Annotated in this window: 25 protein-coding genes; 16 read left to right on the top strand and 9 right to left on the bottom strand. The window is 54.5% G+C overall.

Annotated features, from left to right (window positions below; genetic code table 11):
* The first annotated feature begins 64 nt into the window (after positions 1-64).
* The 3 genes from OGV52_RS00980 (at position 65) to OGV52_RS00970 (ending at position 3,582) form a co-directional block, all read left to right on the top strand.
* Entirely contained in the window at positions 65-1,504 is a 1,440-nt protein-coding gene (locus OGV52_RS00980; protein WP_287107949.1) for a sugar porter family MFS transporter, read from the top strand.
* A complete protein-coding gene (locus tag OGV52_RS00975) occupies positions 1,504-2,346 on the top strand; it encodes an aldose 1-epimerase (protein ID WP_046275224.1) in 843 nt (280 codons plus the stop codon). Before OGV52_RS00980 ends, OGV52_RS00975 begins: the two co-directional genes overlap by 1 nt.
* Before the next feature lie 87 nt (positions 2,347-2,433).
* Positions 2,434-3,582 (top strand): 3-phenylpropionate MFS transporter, encoded by a 1,149-nt coding sequence (locus OGV52_RS00970; protein ID WP_019077391.1) that lies wholly within the window; start codon positions 2,434-2,436, stop codon positions 3,580-3,582.
* Here OGV52_RS00970 and csiE read toward each other — a convergent pair.
* The 7 genes from csiE to OGV52_RS00935 all read right to left on the bottom strand — a co-directional run bounded on the left by csiE (position 3,577) and on the right by OGV52_RS00935 (position 11,885).
* Positions 3,577-4,854 carry a stationary phase inducible protein CsiE gene (gene csiE / locus OGV52_RS00965; RefSeq protein ID WP_047416449.1) on the bottom strand — a complete coding sequence of 426 codons (1,278 nt, stop codon included), beginning with the start codon at positions 4,852-4,854 and terminating at the stop codon, positions 3,577-3,579. The genes OGV52_RS00970 and csiE overlap by 6 nt on opposite strands.
* A 247-nt stretch (positions 4,855-5,101) precedes the next feature.
* Entirely contained in the window at positions 5,102-5,701 is a 600-nt protein-coding gene (locus tag OGV52_RS00960) for a KpsF/GutQ family sugar-phosphate isomerase (protein WP_287107948.1), read from the bottom strand.
* The gene (locus OGV52_RS00955) at positions 5,698-7,335 is read right to left on the bottom strand and encodes an FGGY-family carbohydrate kinase (RefSeq protein ID WP_086504419.1); all 1,638 of its coding nucleotides are present in this window, start codon (positions 7,333-7,335) and stop codon (positions 5,698-5,700) included. The genes OGV52_RS00960 and OGV52_RS00955 overlap by 4 nt, the downstream gene beginning before the upstream one ends.
* A gap of 17 nt (positions 7,336-7,352) precedes the next feature.
* Positions 7,353-8,306: an ABC transporter permease gene (locus tag OGV52_RS00950; RefSeq protein ID WP_003037658.1), complete on the bottom strand. Its 954-nt coding sequence runs from the start codon at positions 8,304-8,306 to the stop codon at positions 7,353-7,355.
* 1 nt (position 8,307) lies between these two features.
* Positions 8,308-9,297 carry an ABC transporter permease gene (locus OGV52_RS00945; RefSeq protein ID WP_287107947.1) on the bottom strand — a complete coding sequence of 330 codons (990 nt, stop codon included), beginning with the start codon at positions 9,295-9,297 and terminating at the stop codon, positions 8,308-8,310.
* Positions 9,290-10,798: a sugar ABC transporter ATP-binding protein gene (locus OGV52_RS00940; RefSeq protein ID WP_287107946.1), complete on the bottom strand. Its 1,509-nt coding sequence runs from the start codon at positions 10,796-10,798 to the stop codon at positions 9,290-9,292. The genes OGV52_RS00945 and OGV52_RS00940 overlap by 8 nt, the downstream gene beginning before the upstream one ends.
* Before the next feature lie 103 nt (positions 10,799-10,901).
* A complete protein-coding gene (locus OGV52_RS00935) occupies positions 10,902-11,885 on the bottom strand; it encodes an autoinducer 2 ABC transporter substrate-binding protein (protein ID WP_003037665.1) in 984 nt (327 codons plus the stop codon).
* Between the two features lie 420 nt (positions 11,886-12,305).
* Between OGV52_RS00935 and OGV52_RS00930 the strand changes: the two genes are divergently transcribed.
* Complete coding sequence (locus OGV52_RS00930; protein WP_019077386.1) at positions 12,306-12,944, top strand: DUF1007 family protein; 639 nt, start codon at positions 12,306-12,308, stop codon at positions 12,942-12,944.
* Positions 12,935-13,915: a nickel/cobalt transporter gene (locus tag OGV52_RS00925; protein WP_049041547.1), complete on the top strand. Its 981-nt coding sequence runs from the start codon at positions 12,935-12,937 to the stop codon at positions 13,913-13,915. The genes OGV52_RS00930 and OGV52_RS00925 overlap by 10 nt, the downstream gene beginning before the upstream one ends.
* A gap of 84 nt (positions 13,916-13,999) precedes the next feature.
* On the opposite strand, the gene suhB is transcribed toward OGV52_RS00925, so the two are convergent.
* Positions 14,000-14,803, bottom strand: a complete 804-nt coding sequence (gene suhB, locus OGV52_RS00920) for an inositol-1-monophosphatase (RefSeq protein ID WP_046275219.1) — start codon at positions 14,801-14,803, stop codon at positions 14,000-14,002.
* Between the two features lie 118 nt (positions 14,804-14,921).
* Between suhB and trmJ the strand changes: the two genes are divergently transcribed.
* The 11 genes from trmJ (at position 14,922) to sseB (ending at position 23,730) form a co-directional block, all read left to right on the top strand.
* The gene (gene trmJ / locus OGV52_RS00915; RefSeq protein WP_016157139.1) at positions 14,922-15,653 is read left to right on the top strand and encodes a tRNA (cytosine(32)/uridine(32)-2'-O)-methyltransferase TrmJ; all 732 of its coding nucleotides are present in this window, start codon (positions 14,922-14,924) and stop codon (positions 15,651-15,653) included.
* Between the two features lie 217 nt (positions 15,654-15,870).
* On the top strand, positions 15,871-16,362 hold the full coding sequence (gene iscR / locus OGV52_RS00910; RefSeq protein WP_005120405.1) for a Fe-S cluster assembly transcriptional regulator IscR: 492 nt from the start codon (positions 15,871-15,873) through the stop codon (positions 16,360-16,362).
* 167 nt (positions 16,363-16,529) lie between these two features.
* Positions 16,530-17,744: a cysteine desulfurase gene (gene iscS, locus OGV52_RS00905; RefSeq protein ID WP_016154009.1), complete on the top strand. Its 1,215-nt coding sequence runs from the start codon at positions 16,530-16,532 to the stop codon at positions 17,742-17,744.
* Positions 17,745-17,769: 25 nt separating this feature from the next.
* On the top strand, positions 17,770-18,156 hold the full coding sequence (iscU, locus tag OGV52_RS00900; RefSeq protein WP_002913991.1) for a Fe-S cluster assembly scaffold IscU: 387 nt from the start codon (positions 17,770-17,772) through the stop codon (positions 18,154-18,156).
* A gap of 20 nt (positions 18,157-18,176) precedes the next feature.
* Entirely contained in the window at positions 18,177-18,500 is a 324-nt protein-coding gene (gene iscA, locus OGV52_RS00895) for an iron-sulfur cluster assembly protein IscA (RefSeq protein WP_003835203.1), read from the top strand.
* A 108-nt stretch (positions 18,501-18,608) separates the two neighbouring features.
* Positions 18,609-19,124 carry a co-chaperone HscB gene (gene hscB, locus OGV52_RS00890; protein ID WP_016154008.1) on the top strand — a complete coding sequence of 172 codons (516 nt, stop codon included), beginning with the start codon at positions 18,609-18,611 and terminating at the stop codon, positions 19,122-19,124.
* A gap of 15 nt (positions 19,125-19,139) precedes the next feature.
* On the top strand, positions 19,140-20,990 hold the full coding sequence (hscA, locus tag OGV52_RS00885) for a Fe-S protein assembly chaperone HscA (RefSeq protein WP_016157138.1): 1,851 nt from the start codon (positions 19,140-19,142) through the stop codon (positions 20,988-20,990).
* A gap of 1 nt (position 20,991) precedes the next feature.
* Entirely contained in the window at positions 20,992-21,327 is a 336-nt protein-coding gene (gene fdx / locus OGV52_RS00880) for an ISC system 2Fe-2S type ferredoxin (protein WP_003037690.1), read from the top strand.
* Positions 21,328-21,338: 11 nt separating this feature from the next.
* Positions 21,339-21,539: a Fe-S cluster assembly protein IscX gene (gene iscX, locus OGV52_RS00875; protein WP_003037694.1), complete on the top strand. Its 201-nt coding sequence runs from the start codon at positions 21,339-21,341 to the stop codon at positions 21,537-21,539.
* Positions 21,540-21,599: 60 nt separating this feature from the next.
* Positions 21,600-22,883 carry an aminopeptidase PepB gene (gene pepB / locus OGV52_RS00870; protein WP_016157137.1) on the top strand — a complete coding sequence of 428 codons (1,284 nt, stop codon included), beginning with the start codon at positions 21,600-21,602 and terminating at the stop codon, positions 22,881-22,883.
* A 70-nt stretch (positions 22,884-22,953) separates the two neighbouring features.
* On the top strand, positions 22,954-23,730 hold the full coding sequence (gene sseB, locus OGV52_RS00865; RefSeq protein WP_016157136.1) for an enhanced serine sensitivity protein SseB: 777 nt from the start codon (positions 22,954-22,956) through the stop codon (positions 23,728-23,730).
* Positions 23,731-23,748: 18 nt separating this feature from the next.
* On the opposite strand, the gene OGV52_RS00860 is transcribed toward sseB, so the two are convergent.
* On the bottom strand, positions 23,749-24,519 hold the full coding sequence (locus OGV52_RS00860; protein WP_016157135.1) for a MurR/RpiR family transcriptional regulator: 771 nt from the start codon (positions 24,517-24,519) through the stop codon (positions 23,749-23,751).
* Positions 24,520-24,616: the final 97 nt, after the last annotated feature.

Below are 24,616 nucleotides of genomic sequence, written 5' to 3'. Positions count from 1 at the left end.
ATGGGTGGGGGCAACCTCACCCGAAACCTACTGTCCCCTGCGTTTCCCTGAAAGAGGAATCATAATGAATAACGCGCAGACACATTTAAAGATTGGTTACGTCTGGACTATCTGCCTGGTTGCGGCCTGCGGTGGTTTACTGTTTGGCTATGACTGGGTGGTGATCGGTGGGGCAAAACCCTTCTATGAAGCCTATTTCTCGATTACCGATCCGGCGCAATCCGGCTGGGCGATGAGTTCGGCTTTGGTCGGTTGTATCTTTGGCGCGCTGATTTCCGGATGGTGCGCCGATAAGTTTGGCCGAAAGATGCCGCTGATTCTCTCGGCGATCCTCTTTAGCGCTTCTGCCTGGGGAACTGCCGTCGCCAGTAATTTCGACATGTTTATTGTTTATCGCATCGTTGGAGGCGTGGGGATTGGTCTGGCGTCTGCGCTAAGCCCGTTGTATATCGCCGAGGTTAGCCCGGCTGAAAAGCGTGGGCGCTTTGTTGCCGTTAACCAGCTCACTATCGTGATTGGCGTACTGGCGGCGCAGCTTATTAACCTGATGATTGCCGAACCTGTAGCCTCAGGCGCTACGCAGCAGGCGATTGTGGAAAGCTGGAACGGTCAGACGGGCTGGCGTTGGATGTTTGGCGCTGAATTAGTGCCCGCGATAATTTTCCTGGTGCTGATGTTCTTTGTACCTGAATCGCCGCGCTGGCTGGTGAAAGCAGGCAAAGCCGATCGTGCGCGTACCATGCTGCAGCGCATTGGTTCGGCGGAATATGCTGGTCAAACGCTGAAAGAGATTGAACATACGTTGCAAAAAGATAATCACAAGGTCGCGTGGTCAACGCTGTTACAACCGCAGATCAAACCGATCGTGATTATTGGAATGGTGCTGGCAGTGTTCCAGCAGTGGTGTGGGATCAACGTTATTTTCAACTATGCGCAGGAGATCTTCGCCTCTGCCGGATTCGACATCAACGGTACGTTAAAATCGATCGTGGCGACAGGGATCATCAATCTGGTCTTTACCCTTGCCGCTCTGCCGTTAGTAGACAAAATTGGTCGCCGTAAACTGATGTTGTTCGGGGCGTCAGGATTAACGGTTATCTATATGCTGATTGCCGGGGCGTACGGGTTGGGCATTATGGGCTGGCCGGTTCTGGTTCTGGTGCTGGCGGCGATCGCTATTTATGCCCTGACGCTGGCCCCGGTGACCTGGGTGCTGCTGTCTGAAATTTTCCCTAACCGCGTCCGCGGGCTGGCGATGTCGCTCGGTACGCTAGCGCTGTGGATTGCCTGCTTCCTGCTGACCTATTCTTTCCCGCTGCTCAATGCGAGTCTGGGCGCGTCGGGAAGCTTCCTGTTGTACGGTGTGATTTGCGCGATGGGATTCATGTATGTTCTGCGTAATGTTCCGGAAACCAAAGGCGTGACGCTGGAAGCGCTGGAAGAGCAACTGGCGGCGCAGCATACGAAAGTTGGCGCATCAGCCCAACAACGAAGCGCTCGCTAATGGATGGTCTGCTGATGCTACAAAACGCACATCTGCGGATGTGCGTAGATCCGCAGGGCGGTTCGCTATTAAGTCTGGTTTCGTTACAACATCAACAGGCAATTTTACGCGAAGGTCATGGTCAGCAGCCCGGTGATTGCGGCCTGTTCCCGATGCTGCCGGTCGCGAATCGGGTGGCGGGAAATCGTTTTATGCTGCGCGGTGAAGAGGTGGTGTTACCTCAACATGGCGCAGATGACACCTTTTTCCTGCACGGTGACGGCTGGCTGCAACGCTGGCAGGTTATCACCGTGACCCAAAGCGGTTGTTTGCTGCAGTTGCGCAGTTGGCATCCCTGTGGCTATGACTATACGGCGCAACTTTGCTATCAACTGGAAACCTCAAGCCTGCACGTCTCGTTGACGCTCACCCATTGCGGTGAACAGCCGATGATTTATGGCTGTGGGTTCCATCCGTTTTTCGCTTTTGATAAGCACAGCACGGCGCAATTCACCACCGGCGGCTACTGGCCGGAGGGGGAACAGCATCTGCCGCTGGAATGGCAACGTGAAATCCCTCCAGCGGCGGATTTCATGTATGCGCAATACGGCGAGGATAGCTGGCTGAACGTTGGATATTCTGGCTGGAGCGGGCGGGCCGTTATTCAGCGAGATGTGATGAAAGTCACGATTTTAGCGCAAACTCCATGGTTGATGCTGTTCAGAATGTCGGGTGAGGAGTTCTTGTGCCTGGAGCCGCAAACGCATCCGGTGAATGCCCACCACATGCAGGGGCAGCCGGGATTGCAGGTTTTAGCGCAGGGAGAACGCTGCCATTTTGCGATGCAGATTTGCGTCGAATAGGGCAAAATCATGTTATCTGCCTGTTAATGCTCTCTTGCGCCAGCCTGCGTTTGTCGCCAGACTATCGCCTCCAAACGGGAGGGATTCATGGCTTTGCATTCCACGCGCTGGCTGGCGCTCGGTTATTTCACCTACTTCTTTAGCTACGGTATTTTTCTGCCTTTCTGGAGCGTCTGGCTCGAAGGGCTGGGGCTGACGCCGGAAACCATCGGTTTACTGCTGGGCGCGGGGCTGATTGCCCGTTTTCTCGGCAGTTTGCTGATTGCGCCGCGCGTAAGCGATCCCTCTCGTCTGATCTCCGCTTTACGTATTCTGGCCCTGTTGACGCTGGTGTTTGCGCTGGCCTTCTGGGCAGGCACCAACGTGGCGTGGCTGATGGTGGTGATGGTCGGCTTTAACCTGTTTTTCTCGCCGCTGGTGCCGTTGACCGACGCGCTGGCCAACACCTGGCAAAAACAGATAACCATGGACTACGGTCGGGTAAGGCTGTGGGGATCCGTTGCCTTTGTGATTGGCTCCGCGCTGACCGGTAAGCTGGTGAGCCTGTTTGACTATCGGGTGATCCTGGTCCTGCTGTCGCTTGGCGTCGCGTCGATGCTATTGGGGATGATGATCCGCCCGAGCGTGCAGCCAGCAGGGGAAAACCGTCAGCAGGAGAGCGCGGGATGGCCCGCCTGGCGTGCGTTGATAACCCAAAGCTGGCGTTTTCTGGCCTGTGTGAGTCTGTTGCAAGGTGCGCATGCCGCTTATTACGGGTTCAGCGCCATCTACTGGCAGTCTGCCGGATATTCCGCTTCGGCGGTGGGCTATTTGTGGTCATTAGGCGTGGTGGCGGAAGTGATTATTTTTGCGCTCAGTCACAAGCTATTCCGCCGCTTTAGCGCGCGCGATTTGCTGCTGCTTTCCGCTGTTTGCGGCGTGGCACGTTGGGGTTTGATGGGCTGGAGCACTGAGCTACCGTGGCTGATTGTGGTGCAAATCCTCCATTGCGGAACCTTTACCGTCTGCCACCTGGCGGCAATGCGCTATATCGCGACGCGCCAGGGCAGCGAAGTGATACGTTTGCAGGCGGTGTATTCTGCGGTGGCGATGGGCGGCAGCATCGCCATCATGACCGTATTCGCAGGCTACCTGTACCAGAATCTGGGCAACGGCGTATTCTGGGTGATGGCGCTGGTGGCGCTACCGGCAATCTTTCTGCGCCCGAAGGTGGTGGCGCAGCCTGCAACGTTATGATTCGAGGATTTTGCGGATCTGCTGCTGCTGATGCGGCGTAAGTGCCAAATCCGCATGAATCAACGGCGGAGAAAACAGCGGCAGCGGCGTGGTATACGGCGTAATAATCAGCGTGACTCCGCGCGGTGTACCCTGTTTTTGAAAGTCCTGCATCGGCATATGTTTTACGTTGAGCGGCAGCAGCGTCAGTTCGCGCAGCTGTTGCTCAATATGCGCTTCAAGTTGTTCATTGTTGCCGGTCAGCAGGATAATCTGCTTCTCGTGCAAATCCTTCTCCTGCATCAGCCAGGCACCGAAAATAACGGCGACCAGCCCGATCTCTTCTTCTGAAAACTGCACATCGTACTCCGCTTCGAAGCCATGTATCGCCTCGCGGGTAGTACGAACCAGACGGGGATAAAGTCGGCTGAACTCCTCCGGCAGCGTGTTATCTATGCCAATGGCAAACACGCTGCGGTTAAGCGCCTGGGCAAGGTGAATATACAGCTGATCGTTCAGTCCTTGCTCATCGCTGAAGCGCACATTGCCATACTCGCGAAAACGCAGCACCAGCCGTGCAATAGCAAGGCGCAGGCGACGATCCTGCTGGTGGTTATCGCGCACTGGGTCGGGGATACGGAGCATTGAGAACAGCAACGCCATAAACAGCGATTCGCCCGGCGGCGCACTCTGCATGACGTGGCGCTGCCAGTGGCGGCCAATTTCCTCAGCGAGCGGATACTCTGCGCAGGATTGCGCCCAGCGTTGCTGGAGCGGATTAAATTCCGGGGTGACTCCCGCGTGATGCTGTAGCAGACAATACTGTAAATACAGGCGCAGGAACTGGATGTCACGGTACTCAAACGGCTTCTGCAAGCGCCGGGAGCACAGATTAATGAGCGCATGCAGATTGGTGTCGTCATACAGCGTACGCGCGATACCTTGTTGTTTCAGCGCCATTTTTAATGCGGGTGTGAAATGCTGGGCGATAAAAGTCGGGCAGATCCGCAGACCGCGGCGCAGCCACTGCAACAGACACAGGCGCTGATTTAGCGGGGTCCCTTCGATCGTATAGCCGCCATTCAGCGCGGTGGTAATCGCGAGCCGGTGATAGCGCTGGATTTCGAGTCCTGCGCCAATAATATCTTCCTCAACAGTGGCATCATCAACGCCATTGAGGCTACTGAAGGTTTGAGCTGTAGCGATTTGCCCTGGCAGGAAAAGCGTCAGCAGCACCTGGCAACGGCGCTGGGGAGCGGAAAGTACAGATGGTGGAGCAAGCGTTGACATCATCTGTAGGATCTCCCGTAAGTATGTTTGATAAGAATAGCTAAAGTTTGCTCATAGATTTGGAGAATGGAATGCTTTCCACCAGGAATGCTGGAGAGCGTCACAGAATTTTTAACGTGCGGAACAGATAGCGGGAGTGGAACGCAGCGCGTTAACTGGCTTTTTCACTGTTTTATCTTCTATTGAGACATAAAAAAACCCGCCTGAGGGTGACGGGTTGAGAAGACGAGTGGAAATGCGCGGTCTGGTGTTACTGCTCGCGGCTCAGCGTTAATCCCACATCACCGCCAGGATGTACAGACAATAGCGTCTCTTTTGAGTAACCGCTTTCGCTCATCAGACAGGCGCAGGCGGCGTCAAAGATAGCCAGGACCAGTAAAATTGAGGTGGTAGCCAACATGTTCAACGGGTCGGCCTCACGCTGGACGCCGGTGGAAATCACCAGCCTTGACGCTTTAGCAATGGCTGAGTCGGCGTTTTCAGTCACGCTCAGGATGGGCACATTTCTCGCAGCCAGTCCGGGCAGCAGTCGGGTGAGTTCATCCGAATTTCCCCCGCGTGATAGCATAATGACCAGGTCGTCGGCGCGTAAAAAACCGAGATCGCCATGCGCCGCATCCGTCGCGTTGAGGTAAATCGCCGGACGTTCCACGCAGGCGAGCATGTGCGCGACTTTACGCGCAGCAATACCGGATGTACCGACGCCAGTGACGACGATTTTCCCCTTGCAACCGCGCAGCTCCGCCATTAGCGACTGCCAGACCGGTTCAGTCAGATGCTGTCCCAGACCTGCGAGGGCATCGCTATAGAGCTGAAATACGCCGGTGGCCTGAGACCAGGAGTCACTCATGCGTCCTCCTGCATCAGTTGGCGGTATTTCATATGATCCTGATACATCTCGTGGAATACCCGATATTTGTGATCGTAGTACTGCTTAATGCGATTGGTCTGGGGGGTGACCGTTTTACCAATCCGGCTCATCGCCGACATCGCTTCCGGGAACGTGTCGAACACGCCTGCGGCGATAGTCCCCATCATCGCGCCGCCCAGCAGCATGGCTTCGCTCTCTTCAGGCAGCAGCATGGCGCAACCGGTGGCGTTGGCATGCTCCTGAACGAAGATCGGGTTTTTCGTCCCGCCGCCGCTGGCCATAATCGTATCGATGGTGTAGCCGCTTTGGTTCATCGTTTCAATGATATGGCGCGTTCCCAGCGCAATGGCCTGGATGGTTGCGAGGTACTGGAGCGCCATATCTTCCGGCGTGCGGGACAACTTCAGTCCGGTGATTGCTCCCGTGAGCGTGGGGTTAGCGCGCGGCGAGCGGTTGCCGTGGAAATAGGGCAGGATGTGCATGTCACGGGTCAAAAAGGCGATATCTTCCGGCTCACCAGCCATTTTGCGCAGCAGCGCATTCAGCACTTCATAAATGGTTTGCCCCTGAGACTTAGCCTGCGTCAGCAGGGTTTCGTAACACGGGTGCGACTGAATAACGTGGTCGATTAACGCCCCGGTTGCTGACTGCCCGCCTTCATTGAGCCAGTATTCCGGCAGTACGGCTGAGTAGTAAGGGCCCCAGACGCCGCCGATAAAACGCGGCTCTTTGGAAATCGCCATGTGTCCGGTGGAGGTGCCACCAATTAACGCGACACGACGGTCAAAATCCGCCACCTCGCCGGAAACACCGCTTGCGCCGAGCGTACCGAGTGTGCCGGCGTGGGCATCGATTATCGAGACGCTGACCGCGGTCCCCGGAATCAGTCCCATTTCGCTGGCGGCGCGCGCGGACAGCCCGTGACCGAGCGGTTCGCCCATGGTTTTCACGTAGCGACCAATTTTGGCAGCATCATGTTCCAGCAGGTCTTCCAGCCCAATCTGGCGGAAGTAGCTGGCATCCCATTTGTCTTCATGGCCCATATAGGTCCATTTACACACTGTCGAACACAATGAGCGTGTGTCATCGCCTGTTGCGCGCCAGGTCAGAAAATCGGGCAGATCAAAGTAGTAACCCGCATTGGCCCAGGTATTGGGCATATGCTGCTTCAGCCACAGCAGCTTTGGCGTTTGCATTTCCGGGGAGATAATGCCGCCAACGTAGTCCAGCACCCGATGATGCAGGGCGTTAATGCGTTCAGCCTGGGTAATGGCGCGGTGATCCATCCACACAATGATGTTCTGTTCGCTGCGCCCGGACGGGCTGATGGTCAGCGGTTTACCTTCTTTATCCAGCACCACCAGTGAGCAGGTAGCGTCAAAGCCCAGACCTTTCACCTGGATTGGGTTGATATCTGACTGGTTAATCGCATCGCGAACCGCGTTACACACCGCCTGCCAGATGTTATCGGAAGACTGCTCAACAAAATCGGCCTGCGGGCGGTAAATCTCGATAGCCCGACTGGCCTGGCCGACCATTCTGCCGTTGAGATCAAACACGCCGGCACGGGCGCTTCCGGTTCCGACATCCACACCAATAAAGTAACTTGCCATAATTTTTTCTCCTGAAATCAGGCTTTACGATTCTGTAATGCGATAAAGAGGATCAGCACCGCGCCCCACAGCGCCATCGTCAGATAGCTGCTCACCCCCAGCAAGTTAAGGCCGCTTTCCAGCATTTGCAGCACAATCAGCGCCAGTACCAGGCCGATAATGCGCCCGAAACCGCCATCCGGGTTGATGCCGCCGAGGACGGAGGCAAGGATGGTGACCAGCAGGTATGACTCACCGTATCCGGCTTTTGCCGAGTTGAATTTCGCCATCATCAGAATGGCGGCGACCCAGCCGAGCAGGGCAGAAATCACGTACACGGAAATTTGTACCCGGACGGTATTTACGCCGCTGTAGCGGGTAGCCTGTTCATTGGAACCCACGAGATACAGACTGCGCCCAAGCGTGGTGTGCTCCAGCAGTACCCACAGCAGGATTGCCACCAGGAAAAAGAGCAGCAGCGCTACCGGAATACCGGCAATCGTGGCGTTACCAAGATATTGAATGGCGGTCGGGAAACCGGAAATCACTGTCCCATTGGAAAGCAGAATATTCAGCCCGGAGATAAGCGTCATCGTGCCGAGCGTGGCGAGAATCGGCGAAACCCCGACCCAGGCGATCAGCGCGCCGTTGAGCGTACCGATTGCGACCGCCACGGCAGCGCCTGCCAGCAGCGCCAGCACCAGAAACAGCGGGTTATCTGGATGGGTGACGATAATCGCCGCCATTACCAGCGAGCAGGCATTCGCTCCTGCAATTATCGACAGGTTTATGCCGCCGGTCAGCATGGTCATGCCCATCCCGAGGGCCAGCATGCCAAGGATCGGCAGCTGCGAGCCAATCGACTGGAAGTTAGCGACGCTGAAAAAACGACTGCCGAGCAGGGCCGAGAAGACCAGGGCGACGACCACAATAATGACGCATTGCAGACGAATGATGGCATCACCGGGTAAAAATCTGGCGATTGTTTTCATCTCAAAGCTCCCTTGCCAGTTTGCGTTTTTCGTTCCAGGCCGTGGCGCTAATGCTGACCAGGATAATGGCGCCGCTGAACACGGTGTGCCAGTAAGAGGAGACGCTGAGCAGCGTCAGGCCATTTTGTAAGAAGGCCAGCAGGACCACGCCGAGCAGGGTTCCGATTAATGTGCCGCGTCCGCCGCTCATGCTGGTTCCGCCGAGCACGACCGCCGCCAGTACCGTCAACTCAAAGCCGAGCAGCGAATTGGGCGCAACTGACTGGGTGATTTGCGCCTGAACCACGGCGGCAACGCCTGCCAGAATACCCATGTAGCCATACACGTAGAAATGCAGCTTCAGCAGATTCAGCCCCAGGCGCGAAGCCGCATCACGATTACCGCCCATGGCGTAAACCTGACGGCCAAGACGGGTATAGTTCATCAGCACGGCGGTAAAGATGATCACAGCCGCCAGGCACAGCAGAGGCAGTGTCAAGCCGTAGTCGTAGCCATCCGCCGCGGTGAACGAGAACCAATTGATGCCGTTCATAAACCAGTCTGGAAAGCCGTACAGCCAGGTGCCTTTGGTGGCGTACACCAGCAGACCGTAGTAAACGTTCAAAGTGGCGATGGTAATGATGATGGCCGGAACGCGCAGCCAGTAGACCAGGAAGCCATTAATAAGTCCCAGCAGCAGACCCACCGCAATCGCGATGATTAACGCCAGCGCGAAGTTGCCGCCGTGGCCGATAACCCAACTGGCCATCGCATACTGGGCTATCGCGGTCATCGCCGGAAATGAGATGTCGATCCCGCCGGAAATCAGTACCACAAACAGCCCGCAGGCAAGGATGCCGAGAATCGCATAGCTGGTAGCCACATCCGTCAGGTTCCCCAAAGACAAGAACTCATCGGTGCTGATGCTCAGCCCAACGGCAAGGGCCACAACCAGCAGGCCCAGCCAAAACTCATGTTGCCCGATTAAACGGGAGAGATGCATCTTATTCATTGATTACCTCGACCACTTCAGCAATCTCCTTTTCACGGCACTGATGAGGATTAAATTCCGCCACCAGCCTGCCGCGACGCATCACCAGCACGCGGTGGCTGTTGTAATACGCTTCCGGGATTTCATCGCAAATCATCAGCACCGCCATACCCTGTTCCGCCAGATCGCGGGCTATCTGGTAAATACCCTCTTTGTTGGCGATATCTACGCCCACGGTAGGGGAGTCGAGGATCAGGATGCGGGGATTAGTCGCCACCCATTTGGCAATGGCGATACGCTGGGCATTACCGCCGGAAAGGGTTTTAACCGGCAGGTGTGGATCGGACACTTTGATATTCAGCTCGCGGATCAAGTCGGCGACCAGCTTTTGCGCTTTACGGTGATCGAGCAGGCCGCTGCCGGTATGCAGTTGATCAAACACCGTGACGATGGTGTTGTCGTAGATCGACTGCTCCATGATCAGCCCCTGCGTCAGGCGATCTTCTGAGACGTAGCCGATCCCATGTTTGATGGCATCATGGTTATTGCGAAGAGTGACCGGCTGGCCGTTAATGCGAATCTCACCGCTTTCTGGGTGCGTCATGCCAAACAGGCTCAGACAAAGTTCGGTGCGTCCGGCGCCCAGCAGGCCCACAATGGAGACAATCTCGCCGCCGTGCAGCGACAGATTAATGTTTTGGTATTTGCCTCTGCGGCTGAGGTTGCGCAGCTCCAGCAGGGGCTCTTGCTCAATAGCGGGTCTTTCCGGCAGCGGGCTATAGTGGAAGCGTTGTCCGGTCATCAGGAAAGCCAGCTCGTGGCTGTCGAGTTCGCTGGCAGGATAAGTGCCCACCAGTTTGCCGTCGCGCATCACGCTGATGCGGTCAGCCACTTCCATCACTTCATCCAGACGGTGGCTAACAAACACTACACAAATTCCGGCAGCTTTTAGTTCGTTAACGACCCGTAGCAGGCCATTAACCTCCTGACGGGTTAGTGAGGCGGTGGGCTCGTCCATAATCACCAGACGCGCGTCGGCGGCAATCGCCCGGCAAATGGCGACCAGTTGTCGGTCGGCAATCGAGAGTTTTTCAACCTTTTTATCGGGATCGATGTTCACACCGATGCGCTTCATGGCTGCCAGCGCCTGCTGCTTCATGGCGCCACGACGTACCCAGATATCGCCACCGGGCAGATAGCGGTTGACCGCGATATTCTCCGCGACGCTAAAGTTAGGGAACAACGACAGGTCCTGATAAATAACCTGAATGCCATAATGGGAAGAGAGCTGCGGCGTCAGGTGATGGAACAATTTGCCATCGAGTAAAATCTGCGCGCCTTTTTCCGGATGATAAACTCCGGAGATCACTTTAATAATGGTACTTTTACCACAGCCGTTTTGACCCGCCAGACAGTGAACTTCGCCTTTTCTCAGCGTCAGATTCACGTTATCCAGCGCCAGCACGCCCGGGAATTGTTTGCTGATATTCTCAAGAGTGATAAATGCGGTGGTGTCTGCCATGGACAATACCCCTGCGAGCGCCCGGATGGACGCTGAGTGTTAGTTTGGTTGATAGCGCCGGCCAGACGGCCGGCGTTAAGGTTCCCTGGTGTTAGCTAAAGCCTTAGAAACCAAGTGATTGTGCGTTGTCTTTGGTGACTTCGAGGATCTTGTTAAAGCGGATCACTTTCTTCTCCGTGTCGATATCGGCTTTCCCTAAACCATCGATACTCAGGTCGGCGTTAACTTCTTTGCCCTGCAACAGTTGATCGGCAACCGTTACCAGCGCGTAGCCCGCGTCTTTTGGATCCCACAGCAGCGCTTTTTTGATATCACCACGCATCAGGTAAGGTGCAGCCTGTGCTGGCATTGCGATCCCGACGACGGCGATTTTATCTTTGGCGCGTTTTTTCTGCACAGCCTGACCCGCCCCGATTGGACCCAGCGAGCCGAAACCGATAATGCCCTTCATCTGTGGATAGGTTTTCATCAGGTCCAGCGTCGTGGCGTAGGATTTATCGATGCTTTCCGCGACCGGCAGACGTGAAGTGACCTCAAACATTTCCGGATATTTTTCTTTCTGGTACTTAATTGCATAATCCGCCCACGCGTTATGCAGCGGCACCGTCAGTGAACCGACATAGATGGCGTAACCCCCTTTGCCGCCCATGTTTTTTGCTAACTCATCGACGTTGGCCTGCGCGTATTTTTCACTATCGATGGTTTCGATATCCCATTGGCCAATTTGCTCATCCGGGGATTCGTGCGTCAGAACGACAATGCCTTTATCGCGCGCTTTTTTCAGTACTGGCTCAAGGACCTTGGCGTCATTCGGTACCACGATGATGGCGTTGACGTTTTTGGCGATCAGATCCTCAATCACTTTGACCTGCTGTGCCGGATCCGGCGTGGAAGGCCCGGTCTGGTAAGCATTCACATCCAGTTTTTTTGCTGCTTCATTAACACCGGTTTCCATCCGGTTGAACCACGGAATCCCGGTGACTTTGGCAACCACAGCAATTTCATATTTTTCCGCCGCAAAGGACGTGCCGGACAACATGCATGCAGAAACCAGGGTTGCACTGAGTAATGCGAGTTTGAATTTCATAGTTGTACCTTTCGTAGGGGGCAGGACATGTCACGGCGTGAAGTTAACAACGAATGGAAGAGGGAATGAATCACAAGTTTGATGAATGTGATCTATGCCCATTATTGTAATTTTATGGAAAATAAATGGTTAAATATTGGTTAAATTTACACGGAGATACACTCAAGAATTTAAATTCAGTGTTAACAAAACATTAAAATGAAACCATAAATTAACAAATTGTTATCATTTTACTTAAGTTGTGGCGACGAAAAGGTATTTGAGAGGATGTTGCTGAAGAAGAAATTGTTGAAATTGAGAACTGAATCGATACCGGAAAAGGGGGCTCAACATTTTTTCGTTCAATGGTATCCTCAGCACACTTTCGCCAAACACAGCATCATTATTTGTGGCGGTGTAGATTTTTCTCGTGGAGAACTCATGCAAGGCGTTAAACGTATCATTATGACGTTGTTTCTCGCGATCCTGTCCTTTGGCGCAGGTGCGCATCCCCACAGCTTTATCCATTTGAAAACCGAGATAGTGAGCGAGAATGACCAGTTCGTCGCGCTAAAAATGCGCTGGACGATGGATGAAATCACCTCGGCAGATCTGCTTTACGATGCGGGAAATGCCAAGCCTGGTGATGAGATCTGGAAAAAACTGGCGGCAGAAGTGATGGCCAACGTCCTCGGGCAGCACTATTTCACCGAAGTGTGGCACGACGGGAAAAAGGTAAAGTTTAAAAACAGGCCGACGGAATATGGCATGGAGCGTGAAGAACATCAGGCAGTGCTGACGTTCGTGTTGCCGCTGGCAGAAGCTCAGCCGCTGAGCGGTCAAAAATATACCATTTCAACCTTCGACCCCACCTACTACGTTGATATGAGCTATGACAAAGACAGCGATGCCTGGCTGGCGCAGGCCATAAGTCAGCAATGCCGTATTTCAGTACATACGCCGACGCCGAATGAACAAATGCTGAGCTTTGCGCAGTCGCTGGATAAAGAAGACGCACCGCCGGAGGATATGGAGTTGGGTAAACAGTTTGCACAGACGGTGACGCTGCAATGTCCGTAGTTTATCAACAACGCGCCGCCAGACGCCGCTGGCTCACGCTATGGCCGCTGGCGGTGTTTTTACTGCTGGCTGCAGTCGGCATACTGTGGCTATGGCAGGCCTGGCCGCAGGTGATGATGAAGAGTGTCGTCTGGCAGCGCGACGTTAACCAGCAGATGAGCGGTTTGCTGAAAGCCGTTGCCGCCAATCCGGCCCAGGCCGGGGGATCGCTGCTGCTGTTTAGTTTTCTTTATGGTGTGCTGCATGCGTTGGGACCAGGACATGGAAAAGTCGTCATTACCACCTGGCTGGCAACGCATCCCTCGAAGCTGAGGTCGAGTATTGGCCTGACGCTGGCCTCATCTTTATTACAGGGACTGGTCGCCATCGGGCTGGTGGTTGTGGTGCTCACCATTTTGCAGTTGCCTGCACGACAGCTACATATGAGTAGTTTCTGGCTGGAGAAAGGGAGTTACGCGCTGGTTGGCGTGTTGGGCGTTTTATTGTGCGTCCGTGCGCTGAAGAAATTGCGCCAGTTGCTGCGTCGCCCGAAATTTATCGCCTTCACGCCGCACCATGTGCATCACGAGGGATGTGGCTGTGGGCATCAGCATTTGCCTGATCCTGAACAGCTGCAAAGCGGTGATGACTGGCGCGCCCGGCTGATGATCGTTTTGTCTATGGGAATGCGGCCATGCTCCGGGGCAATTATGGTTTTACTGTTTAGCAAAGTGGTTGGCGTTTTTAGCTGGGGCATGGCGTCGGCGCTGGCGATGGCGGCAGGAACCTCTTTGACCATTACGTCACTGGCTTTGCTGGTACACAGTTTCCGCTCGCTGGCGGTGAGACTTAGCGGACATAAAGCGCCGGTGCTGTGGCGACAGATTGGCTGGACGACGCTGGCATTAGCCGGTGGTGCGGTGCTGATTGCTGCTGCGGTAGTGATGTGGGTGAGCGCGGTGCCGGTGGGGCGAGGGATTAGACCGTTTTAATCAAAGCCGGATGGCGGCTTCGCCTTATCCGGCCTGTATCAACACGTAAGCCCGGTAAGCATGACACCACCGGGCTGTACTGAATTAACGCTTCAGCGCGTCGCTCAGTTCGTCACGCATGTTAGCCAGCATGGCTTTCACTACGCGCGGATTACCTGCAACGATGTTGCCAGTCGCCATGTAGTTATGACCGCCGGTGAAGTCGCAAACCAGTGCGCCTGCTTCACGAGCAATCAGCTCACCTGCGGCGAAATCCCATGGTTTCAGACCGATTTCGAAGTAACCGTCAACACGTGCAGCGGCAACGTAAGCCAGATCCAGCGCAGCAGAACCTGTGCGGCGGAAGTCAGCGCACTCGGTAAACATCTTGCCAAGAATTTTCATGTAAGACGCGGCGTGCTGTTTCGCTTTGAACGGGAAACCGGTGGCGATGATTGTGCCGTCCAGATCGCGTGCAGTGCTGCCACGCAGACGGTAGCCGTTCAGCTGTGCGCCCTGGCCGCGGGTTGCGGTAAACAGTTCGTTACGCATTGGATCGTAAACAACGGCGACTTCAGTACGGCCTTTAATGCGTACTGCGATGGAAACCGCGAAGTGCGGCAGACGTTTTACGAAGTTGGTGGTGCCATCCAGTGGATCGATAACCCATTGAACATCCTGATCTTCACCAACATGCTCACCGCTTTCTTCGGTGATGATGGTGTGCTGTGGGTAAGATTTGCGAATTGTTTCGATAATAATCGCTTCGGCGGCTTTATCGACGTTAGTCACGAAATCATTGCTGCCTTTCTGGCTGGTTTCTACAGAGTCTGGCGTTTCGTAGTGTTTGGCAATTACATTACCCGCCTTGCGCGCTGCGCGCACGGCGATGGTCAGCATCGGATGCATCGGTCTCTCTCACTGGATGTTAAAGAACGGGAAAACGGCGCAGAGTATAGCAGCGAGTTCGGAATATGTCTTCGTTTTATGATAATATGCCCGAATAATCTTTAGCCGAAGAAATACAATGCTGCAAAATATTCGAATCGTGCTGGTGGAAACCTCTCACACTGGCAACATGGGCTCTGTGGCCCGCGCAATGAAAACCATGGGTTTAACTAATCTGTGGCTGGTAAATCCACTGGTTAAACCGGACTCCCAGGCCATCGCCCTGGCGGCAGGTGCCAGCGATGTGATCGGCAGCGCGCAGATCGTCGATACTCTCGATGAAGCGCTGGCGGGTTGCAGCCTGGTGGTGGGTACCAGTGCGCGCTCCCGTACGCTGCCGTGGCCGATGCTGGATCCGCGTGAATGCGGTTTAAAAAGCGTCTCTGAAGCAACGAACTCGCCGGTGGCGCTGGTGTTTGGACGTGAACGCGTTGGCCTGACCAACGAAGAGCTGCAGAAGTGCCATTATCACGTCGCCATTGCCGCAAACCCGGAATACAGCTCGCTCAACCTGGCGATGGCGGTGCAGGTCATCTCTTATGAAGTTCGCATGGCCTGGCTGGCAACGCAGGAAAGCGACAAGACCGCAGAATACGAAGAAGCTGAGTATCCGCTGGTCGATGATTTAGAGCGTTTTTACGGTCATCTGGAACAAACGCTGCTGTCGACTGGGTTTATCCGCGAAGGACATCCGGGGCAGGTGATGAACAAGCTGCGCCGTCTGTTCACTCGTGCGCGTCCTGAGAGCCAGGAGCTGAACATTTTGCGCGGAATTTTAGCTTCTATAGAGCAGCAGAATAAAGGCAAGTAAGCGTCTTGGTACCGGATGGCTGCACGATTTCCAGGCCGGATTAGCGAAGCGCCATCCGGTAAATGAAAATGGCACTGAAGGTTAAATACCTGACTAAATTAGTCAAGTAAATAGTTGACTGATTTAGTCGGGAATGTCAGACTTGCCCCTGCTATGCAATACCCCCATTTTACAATAAAAAACCCCGGGCAGGGGCGAGTTTGAGGCTAAGTAAGACATGAGACTGACATCAAAAGGGCGTTATGCCGTGACCGCAATGTTGGACGTTGCGCTCAACTCCGAAACGGGCCCGGTACCGTTGGCTGATATTTCTGAACGTCAGGGAATTTCCCTGTCATATCTGGAGCAGCTGTTTTCCCGTTTGCGTAAAAACGGTCTGGTTTCCAGCGTACGTGGACCAGGCGGCGGGTATCTGCTGGGTAAAGATGCCGGCAGCATCGCAGTAGGTGAAGTGATTAGCGCTGTTGACGAGTCTGTAGACGCGACCCGTTGCCAGGGCAAAGGCGGTTGTCAGGGCGGCGATAAATGCCTGACCCACGCGCTGTGGCGCGATCTGAGCGATCGTCTGACCGGTTTCCTCAACAACATTACGTTGGGCGAACTGGTGAATAATCAGGAAGTCCTGGATGTGTCTGGTCGCCAGCACACACATGACGCTCCACGCAGTACCCGCACGCAAGACGCTATCGACGTCAAACTGCGTGCCTAATAAAAATTACGCAATATCTTCTGGTTGCATCAAGGCAGCCAGAAAGATGAAGCGTAAAAAGTATTTCAGAATCAGGCCGGGGTGCCAGACGCCCCGTTAACTCGGTCGTACATCCAGCCGGTTGCCTGGTTCCTTGCATTGAAGCGATGTACGGAGTTTATAGAGCAATGAAATTACCGATCTATCTCGACTACTCCGCAACCACGCCGGTGGACCCGCGTGTTGCCGAGAAAATGATGCAGTGTCTGACCCTGGACGGAAACTTTGGTAACCCAGCTTCCCGTTCACACCGTTTCGGCTGGCAAGCTGAAGAGGCGGTAGATATCGCCCGCAATCAGATCGCTGATCTGGTCGGTGCCGATCCGCGTGAAATCGTCTTTACTTCCGGTGCGACGGAATCCGATAACCTGGCGATTAAAGGTGCAGCCAACTTTTACCAGAAAAAAGGCAAGCACATCATCACCAGCAAAACCGAACACAAAGCCGTGCTGGACACCTGCCGTCAGCTGGAGCGCGAAGGGTTTGAAGTGACCTACCTCGCCCCGCAGCGTAATGGCATTATCGACCTGAAAGAACTTGAAGCGGCAATGCGTGACGACACCATTCTGGTCTCCATCATGCACGTTAACAACGAAATCGGCGTGGTACAGGATATCGCAACCATCGGCGAAATGTGCCGTGCTCGCGGCATTATCTATCACGTTGATGCAACCCAGAGCGTGGGCAAACTGCCTATCGATCTGAGCCAACTGAAAGTTGACCTGATGTCCTTCTCCGGCCACAAAATTTATGGCCCGAAAGGTATCGGCGCGCTGTACGTTCGTCGTAAACCGCGTATTCGTATTGAAGCGCAGATGCACGGCGGCGGTCACGAGCGCGGTATGCGTTCCGGTACGCTGCCTGTGCACCAAATCGTTGGGATGGGTGAAGCTTACCGTATCGCCAAAGAAGAGATGGAAACCGAGATGGCGCGCCTGCGCACTCTGCGTAACCGTCTGTGGAACGGCGTGAAAGATATGGAAGAGGTGTACCTCAATGGTGACCTCGAGCAGGGCGCACCGAACATTCTCAACGTTAGCTTCAACTTTGTTGAAGGCGAGTCGCTGATTATGGCGCTGAAAGACCTGGCTGTGTCCTCCGGTTCTGCATGTACCTCTGCAAGCCTGGAGCCATCCTACGTACTGCGCGCGCTGGGGATGACCGACGAGCTGGCACACAGCTCAATTCGTTTCTCTTTAGGTCGTTTCACTACCGAAGAAGAGATTGACTACGCCATCAATCTGGTTCGCAACTCCATTGGCCGCCTGCGCGACCTTTCTCCGCTGTGGGAAATGTTCAAACAGGGCGTGGATTTGAACAGTATTGAATGGTCACATCACTAATCGGTACCGATAAGGAGAATTCATCATGGCTTACAGCGAAAAAGTAATCGATCATTACGAGAATCCACGTAACGTGGGCTCTTTTGACAACAGCGACGAGAACGTGGGCAGCGGCATGGTGGGTGCACCGGCCTGTGGCGACGTGATGAAGTTGCAGATCAAAGTCAACAATGAGGGTATCATTGAAGACGCGCGTTTCAAGACTTACGGCTGCGGTTCCGCTATTGCCTCCAGCTCTCTGGTTACCGAATGGGTAAAAGGGAAATCTCTGGACGAAGCACAGGCGATCAAAAATACCGATATCGCCGACGAGCTTGAACTGCCACCGGTGAAAATTCACTGCTCTATTCTGGCTGAAGACGCGATTAAAGCCGCGATTGCGGATTACAAAAGCAAACGTGAAGCAAAATAATTAAGAGTTGAGGTTTTATTATGTCGATTACCTTAAGCGACAGTGCAGCAGCGCGTGTAAATACCTTCCTGGCAAACCGCGGTAAAGGGTTTGGTCTGCGTCTGGGCGTGAGAACCTCCGGCTGCTCAGGTATGGCTTATGTACTGGAATTTGTTGACGAGCCGGCGGCTGAAGATACCGTGTTTGAAGACAAAGGTGTAAAAGTCGTGATCGACGGTAAGAGCCTGCAATTCCTCGACGGTACGCAGTTAGACTTCGTCAAAGAAGGTCTGAACGAAGGGTTTAAGTTCACTAACCCGAACGTGAAAGACGAATGTGGATGCGGCGAAAGCTTCCACGTGTAACGCGCTTACTGATAACCCCACCGTGGTCGCCTGCGCGTGGGGTTTGTTTTACCTGACTCTCTGGTTTTGCCTCATCGAACAACAGAGAATCGATGCCCTGAGAATGTTATGGACTACTTCACCCTCTTTGGCTTACCGGCCCGTTATCAGCTCGATACTCAGGCGCTGAGCCTACGTTTTCAGGATCTGCAACGTCAGTATCATCCTGATAAATTCGCCAGCGGTTCTCAGGCGGAACAACTTGCTGCGGTTTCGCAGTCCGCCACTATCAACCAGGCCTGGCAAACGCTGCGTCATCCTTTGATGCGCGCCGAATACTTGTTGTCTTTACACGGCTTTGATATCCGCAGCGAGCAGCACACGGTGCGCGATACCGCGTTTCTGATGGAACAACTGGAGCTGCGCGAAGAGCTGGACGAGATTGAACAGGCAAAAGACAATCAACGGCTGGATGCGTTTATGCAACGCGTCAGCGAAATGTACAACGTTCGCCATCAACTGATGGTGGAACAGCTGGATAGCGAGACGTGGGACGCAGCGGCAGATACCGTGCGTAAGCTGCGTTTTCTCGATAAACTGCGAAGCAGTGCAGAACAACTCGAAGAAAAACTGCTCGATTTTTAATTTCCGGAAGCGAAAATGGCCTTATTACAAATTAGTGAGCCTGGTCTGAGCGCCGCGCCGCACCAGCGTCGTCTGGCGGTCGGTATCGATTTAGGCACCACCAACTCCCTGGTTGCGACCGTACGCAGCGGCCAGGCCGAAACGCTGGCAGATCATGAAGGTCGCCACCTGTTGCCGTCAGTGGTTCACTATCAGCAGCAGGGCTACTCGGTCGGTTACGATGCCCGCGCCAATGCTGCGCTGGATACGGCAAACACCGTCAGCTCGGTAAAACGCATGATGGGCCGCTCTCTGGCGGATATCCAGGCGCGCTACCCACATCTGCCTTATTCATTCCAGGCGAGCGAAAACGGCCTGCCGATGATTGAAACCGCTGCCGGTTTGCTTAATCCGGTGCGCGTATCCGCTGACATTCTGAAAGCGCTGGCCGCGCGGGCAACCGAATCGTTGTCCGGCGAACTGGATGGCGTAGTGATCACCGTTCCGGCTTACTTTGACGATGCACAGCGTCAGGGGACGAAAGACGCCGCGCGTCTGGCGGGCCTGCACGTATTGCGTCTGCTGAACGAACCGACCGCTGCGGCGATCGCTTATGGCCTGGATTCCGGTCAGGAAGGCGTGATCGCGGTCTATGACCTTGGCGGCGGTACTTTTGATATTTCTATTCTGCGCCTGAGTCGCGGCGTGTTCGAAGTGCTGGCGACCGGCGGTGATTCCGCGCTGGGCGGCGACGATTTTGACCATCTGCTGGCCGACTATATTCGCGAGCAGGCGGGCGTTGCCGATCGCAGCGATAACCGCGTACAGCGCGAACTGCTGGATGCCGCGATTGCAGCGAAAATCGCACTCAGCGACGCCGATTCTGTGACGGTTAACGTGGCGGGATGGCAGGGTGAAATCACCCGTGAAACCTTTAATGAACTCATTTCCGCACTGGTTAAACGTACGCTGCTGGCCTGCCGCCGTGCGCTGAAAGATGCGGGCGTTGAGCCGCAGGATGTGCTGGAAGTGGTAATGGTCGGTGGTTCAACGCGCGTGCCGCTGGTACGTGAACGCGTCGGTGAATTCTTTGGCCGTACGCCGCTGACCTCTATCGACCCGGACAAAGTGGTCGCTATCGGTGCGGCAATCCAGGCGGATATTCTGGTCGGGAATAAACCGGACAGCGAAATGCTGCTGCTGGACGTTATCCCGCTGTCTCTGGGACTGGAAACCATGGGCGGTCTGGTGGAGAAAGTGATCCCGCGTAACACTACTATCCCGGTGGCGCGTGCGCAGGACTTCACCACGTTTAAAGATGGCCAAACCGCGATGTCCATTCACGTGATGCAAGGCGAGCGTGAGCTGGTGCAGGACTGTCGTTCACTGGCGCGTTTTGCGCTGCGCGGTATCCCGGCGTTGCCGGCAGGCGGCGCGCATATCCGCGTGACCTTCCAGGTCGATGCTGATGGGCTGCTGAGCGTCACCGCTATGGAGAAATCCACCGGCGTTGAGTCCTCGATTCAGGTCAAACCGTCCTACGGTCTGACCGACAGTGAAATCGCCTCCATGATTCAGGATTCGATGAGTTTTGCCGAGCAGGACGTTAAAGCTCGTATGCTGGCAGAACAGAAAGTCGAAGCGGCACGCGTACTGGAGAGTTTATCCGGTGCGCTGAACGCTGATGCCGCGCTGTTAAGCGCCGCAGAACGTCAGGCTATCGACACCGCTGCTGCGCATTTGAGCGAGGTAGCACAGGGTGACGATGTTGACGCGATAGAACAAGCCATTAAAAACGTAGACAAACAAACCCAGGAATTCGCCGCTCGCCGTATGGACAAATCCGTCCGTAGCGCGCTGAAAGGCCATTCCGTGGACGAGGTTTAATATGCCAAAGATTGTTATTTTGCCTCATCAGGATCTCTGTCCCGATGGCGCAGTTCTGGAAGCTGAGACCGGCGAAACCATTCTCGACGTTGCCCTGCGTAACGGTATCGAGATTGAACACGCCTGTGAAAAATCCTGTGCCTGCACGACCTGCCACTGCATTGTACGTGAAGGTTTTGATTCTTTGCCGGAAAGCACAGAAGAAGAAGACGACATGCTGGATAAAGCCTGGGGACTGGAGCCGGAGAGCCGTTTAAGCTGTCAGGCACGGGTAACCGAGGACGATTTAGTGGTCGAAATCCCACGTTACACAATCAATCATGCACGTGAGCATTAACAGAGGGTAGTATGGGACTGAAGTGGACCGATAGCCGCGAAATCGGCGAGGCGCTGTACGACGCGTTCCCCGATCTCGATCCCAAGACCGTTCGTTTCACCGATCTGCACCAATGGATCTGTGACCTGGAAGAGTTCGATGATGATCCACAGGCATCGAACGAAAAAATCCTTGAGGCCATTTTACTGGTCTGGCTGGACGAAGCCGAATAAGTCAACGGGCTGCCCACGGGTGGCCCGTTTTCCTGTATGCGCGAAATAAGGATAAATAAAATGACAGAAGCCATGAAAATTACGCTTTCCACGCAACCCGCTGACGCTCGCTGGGGTGAAAAGGCGACATACAGCATTAATAATGACGGTATTACCCTGCACCTGAACGGAAAAGATGATCTCAGCCTTATCCAGCGCGCCGCGCGTAAAATTGACGGCCTGGGTATTAAACATGTCCAACTGGATGGTGAAGGCTGGGATACCGAACGTAGCTGGGCGTTCTGGCAGGGTTACAAAGGACCAAAAGGCACCCGCAAAGTTGAGTGGGCCGCTCTGGACGAGGCGCAGCGCAAAGAGCTGGATAACCGTCTGAAGATTATTGACTGGGTGCGCGATACCATTAACGCACCTGCAGAAGAGCTGGGCCCGGAACAGCTGGCGCAACGCGCGGTAGACCTGCTGTGCGGCGTGGCCTGCGACAACGTCTCGTACCGTATCACCAAAGGTGAAGATCTGCGCGAGCAGAACTACATGGGGCTGCATACCGTAGGTCGAGGCTCTGAACGTCCGCCGGTGTTGCTGGCGCTCGATTACAACCCGACTGGCGACAAAGAAGCTCCAGTTTATGCCTGCCTGGTTGGCAAGGGAATTACCTTTGACTCCGGCGGATACAGCATCAAGCAAAGCGCATTTATGGACTCAATGAAGTCCGATATGGGCGGTGCGGCAACGGTCACTGGCGCGCTGGCGTTTGCCATCACCCGTGGCCTGAACAAGCGTGTGAAGCTGTATCTGTGCTGCGCGGATAACCTGATCAGCGGCAACGCCTTTAAGCTTGGCGATATCATTCACTATCGCAACGGTAAAAAAGTTGAAGTGATGAATACCGATGCTGAAGGGCGTCTGGTGTTGGCCGATGGCCTGATCGATGCCAGCGCGCAAAAACCTGAATTGATCATTGATGCTGCCACGCTGACCGGCGCGGCGAAAACCGCACTGGGCAACGATTACCACGCGCTGTTTAGCTTTGATGACCAACTGGCCGCGCGTTTGTTGGCAAGTGCGGCGCAAGAAAACGAGCCGTTCTGGCGTTTGCCGTTGGCAGAGTTCCACCGTAGTCAACTGCCGTCAAATTTTGCTGAGCTGAATAATACCGGCAGTGCGGCCTACCCAGCGGGTGCAAGCACCGCGGCGGGCTTCCTGTCCCATTTCGTGGAAAATTACCAGCAAGGCTGGCTGCACATCGATTGCTCTGCAACCTATCGCAAAGCGCCGGTTGAGCAGTGGTCTGCGGGCGCAACCGGTCTGGGTGTGCGCACCATCGCGAATCTGCTGACCGCATAATTCATGACTGTATTGCCGGATGGCGCTACGCTTATCCGGCATACATGTATTCATCCAATTTGTGATACTTATGTCCGAAACAAAAAATGAATTAGAAACGTTGCTGGAGCAAGCAGCGACAGAGCCTGCGCATCGTCCGGCATTTTTCCGTACATTACTGGAATCCACCGTCTGGGTGCCGGGTACTGCCGCAGAAGGCGAGGCGGTGGTTGAAGACAGCGCCCTCGACCTTCAGCACTGGGAAAAAGAAGACGGCACGACCGTGATCCCGTTCTTCACCTCCCTGGAAGCCCTGCAACAGGCGGTTGAAGATGAGCAAGCATTTGTCGTTATGCCGGTGCGTACGCTATTTGAAATGACGCTTGGCGAAACGCTCTTTCTCAACGCTAAACTGCCGACCGGCAAAGAGTTTATGCCGCGTGAAATCAGCCTGCTGATGGGGGAAGAGGGTAATCCGCTAAGCACCCAGGAAGTACTGGAAGGTGGTGAATCGCTGATCCTTTCTGAAGTCGCTGAACCTCCGGCGCAGATGATTGACTCACTGACCACGCTGTTTAAAACCATTAAGCCGGTAAAACGCGCATTTCTCTGCTCAATCAAAGAAAGTGCGGAAGCCCAGCCGAATCTGCTGATTGGTATTGAAGCTGAAGGTGATATTGAAGAGATCATCCATGCTGCGGGTAGCGTCGCGACCGATACGTTGCCGGGTGATGAACCCATTGATATCTGCCAGGTGAAGAAAGGTGAGAAGGGCGTGAGTCACTTTATCACTGAGCACATCGCACCGTTCTACGAACGCCGCTGGGGCGGTTTCCTGCGCGACTTCAAACAGAACCGGATTATCTGAGGCATTCGGGGTGAGCGCTCACCCCGTTGCTTCCAGCAGCAACAAATCCATGAGTAGCACCAGATTCGATTCAAAAGAGGTCACTCCGGCGGCCTCCGCGGCAAAGTGTACCGCTTCGTCATATAGCGCAAAGTGCAAATCCGCCATGCCCGCCAGCGAATTGGCCGACGCACGGGTAAAGGCCACAATCGTCATGCCAACGTTTTGCGCAATCCTGACTTTATCAATAACCTGTTCCGTTTCGCCGCTGCGTGACACCGCGACGAATACCTGATAGCGGGCGGCATTACTGAGAAAGATGTTCCGGCTGTCGCCTGGCCCGGAAATAAAAGCGGTCTTACCGAGAACCTGCAATTTTTTGGTCAGATACTCCGCAAATAGATAGGAAAATCCGGCGCCATACAGAAAGAAACTCTCTTTTTGCCGTAATAAATCAACAAAATGGCGACGTTTTTCCTGGGTATTCCATTGAAAAGTAAGCTGATAGTTGGCGATGAAACGGCTAAGCATCGCCGGTAACTCGCCGCTCTCCGCGGCCTGCGCTGCGATGTGCGGCGTATCGGAGAGCAGCTGTTTGCAGTGCCATATAAACTCGCTGAAACCGCTGAAGCCCAGTTTCTGACACAAGCGCATAATGGTGGCGGTGGAAACAAAAGTCGCCTGGGCCAGCTCACGTACCGTGATGTTACCTACCAGCAGCGGATGCTGTGTCAGGTGCGCCAGCACACGGTACTCTGCGCGGGTAAGCGGTTCTCCGCGTGTCAGCAGAGAGGCAAGCCGGTTGTCCATGATCAGGCCGGTTTCACTTGCCGGGCAGGAAGGGAGAAATATGGGATAGTCATTGGGCCTCCGTTTTCATCAATTCGCGGAATTGTCGGTGTTTTCA

Source organism: Citrobacter sp. Cb041, from assembly GCF_030336655.1.
GTDB classification, from domain to species: domain Bacteria; phylum Pseudomonadota; class Gammaproteobacteria; order Enterobacterales; family Enterobacteriaceae; genus Citrobacter; species Citrobacter braakii.
Note: the sequence above shows the minus strand (reverse complement) of the source record. Positions and strands in the feature narration are given on the sequence as shown.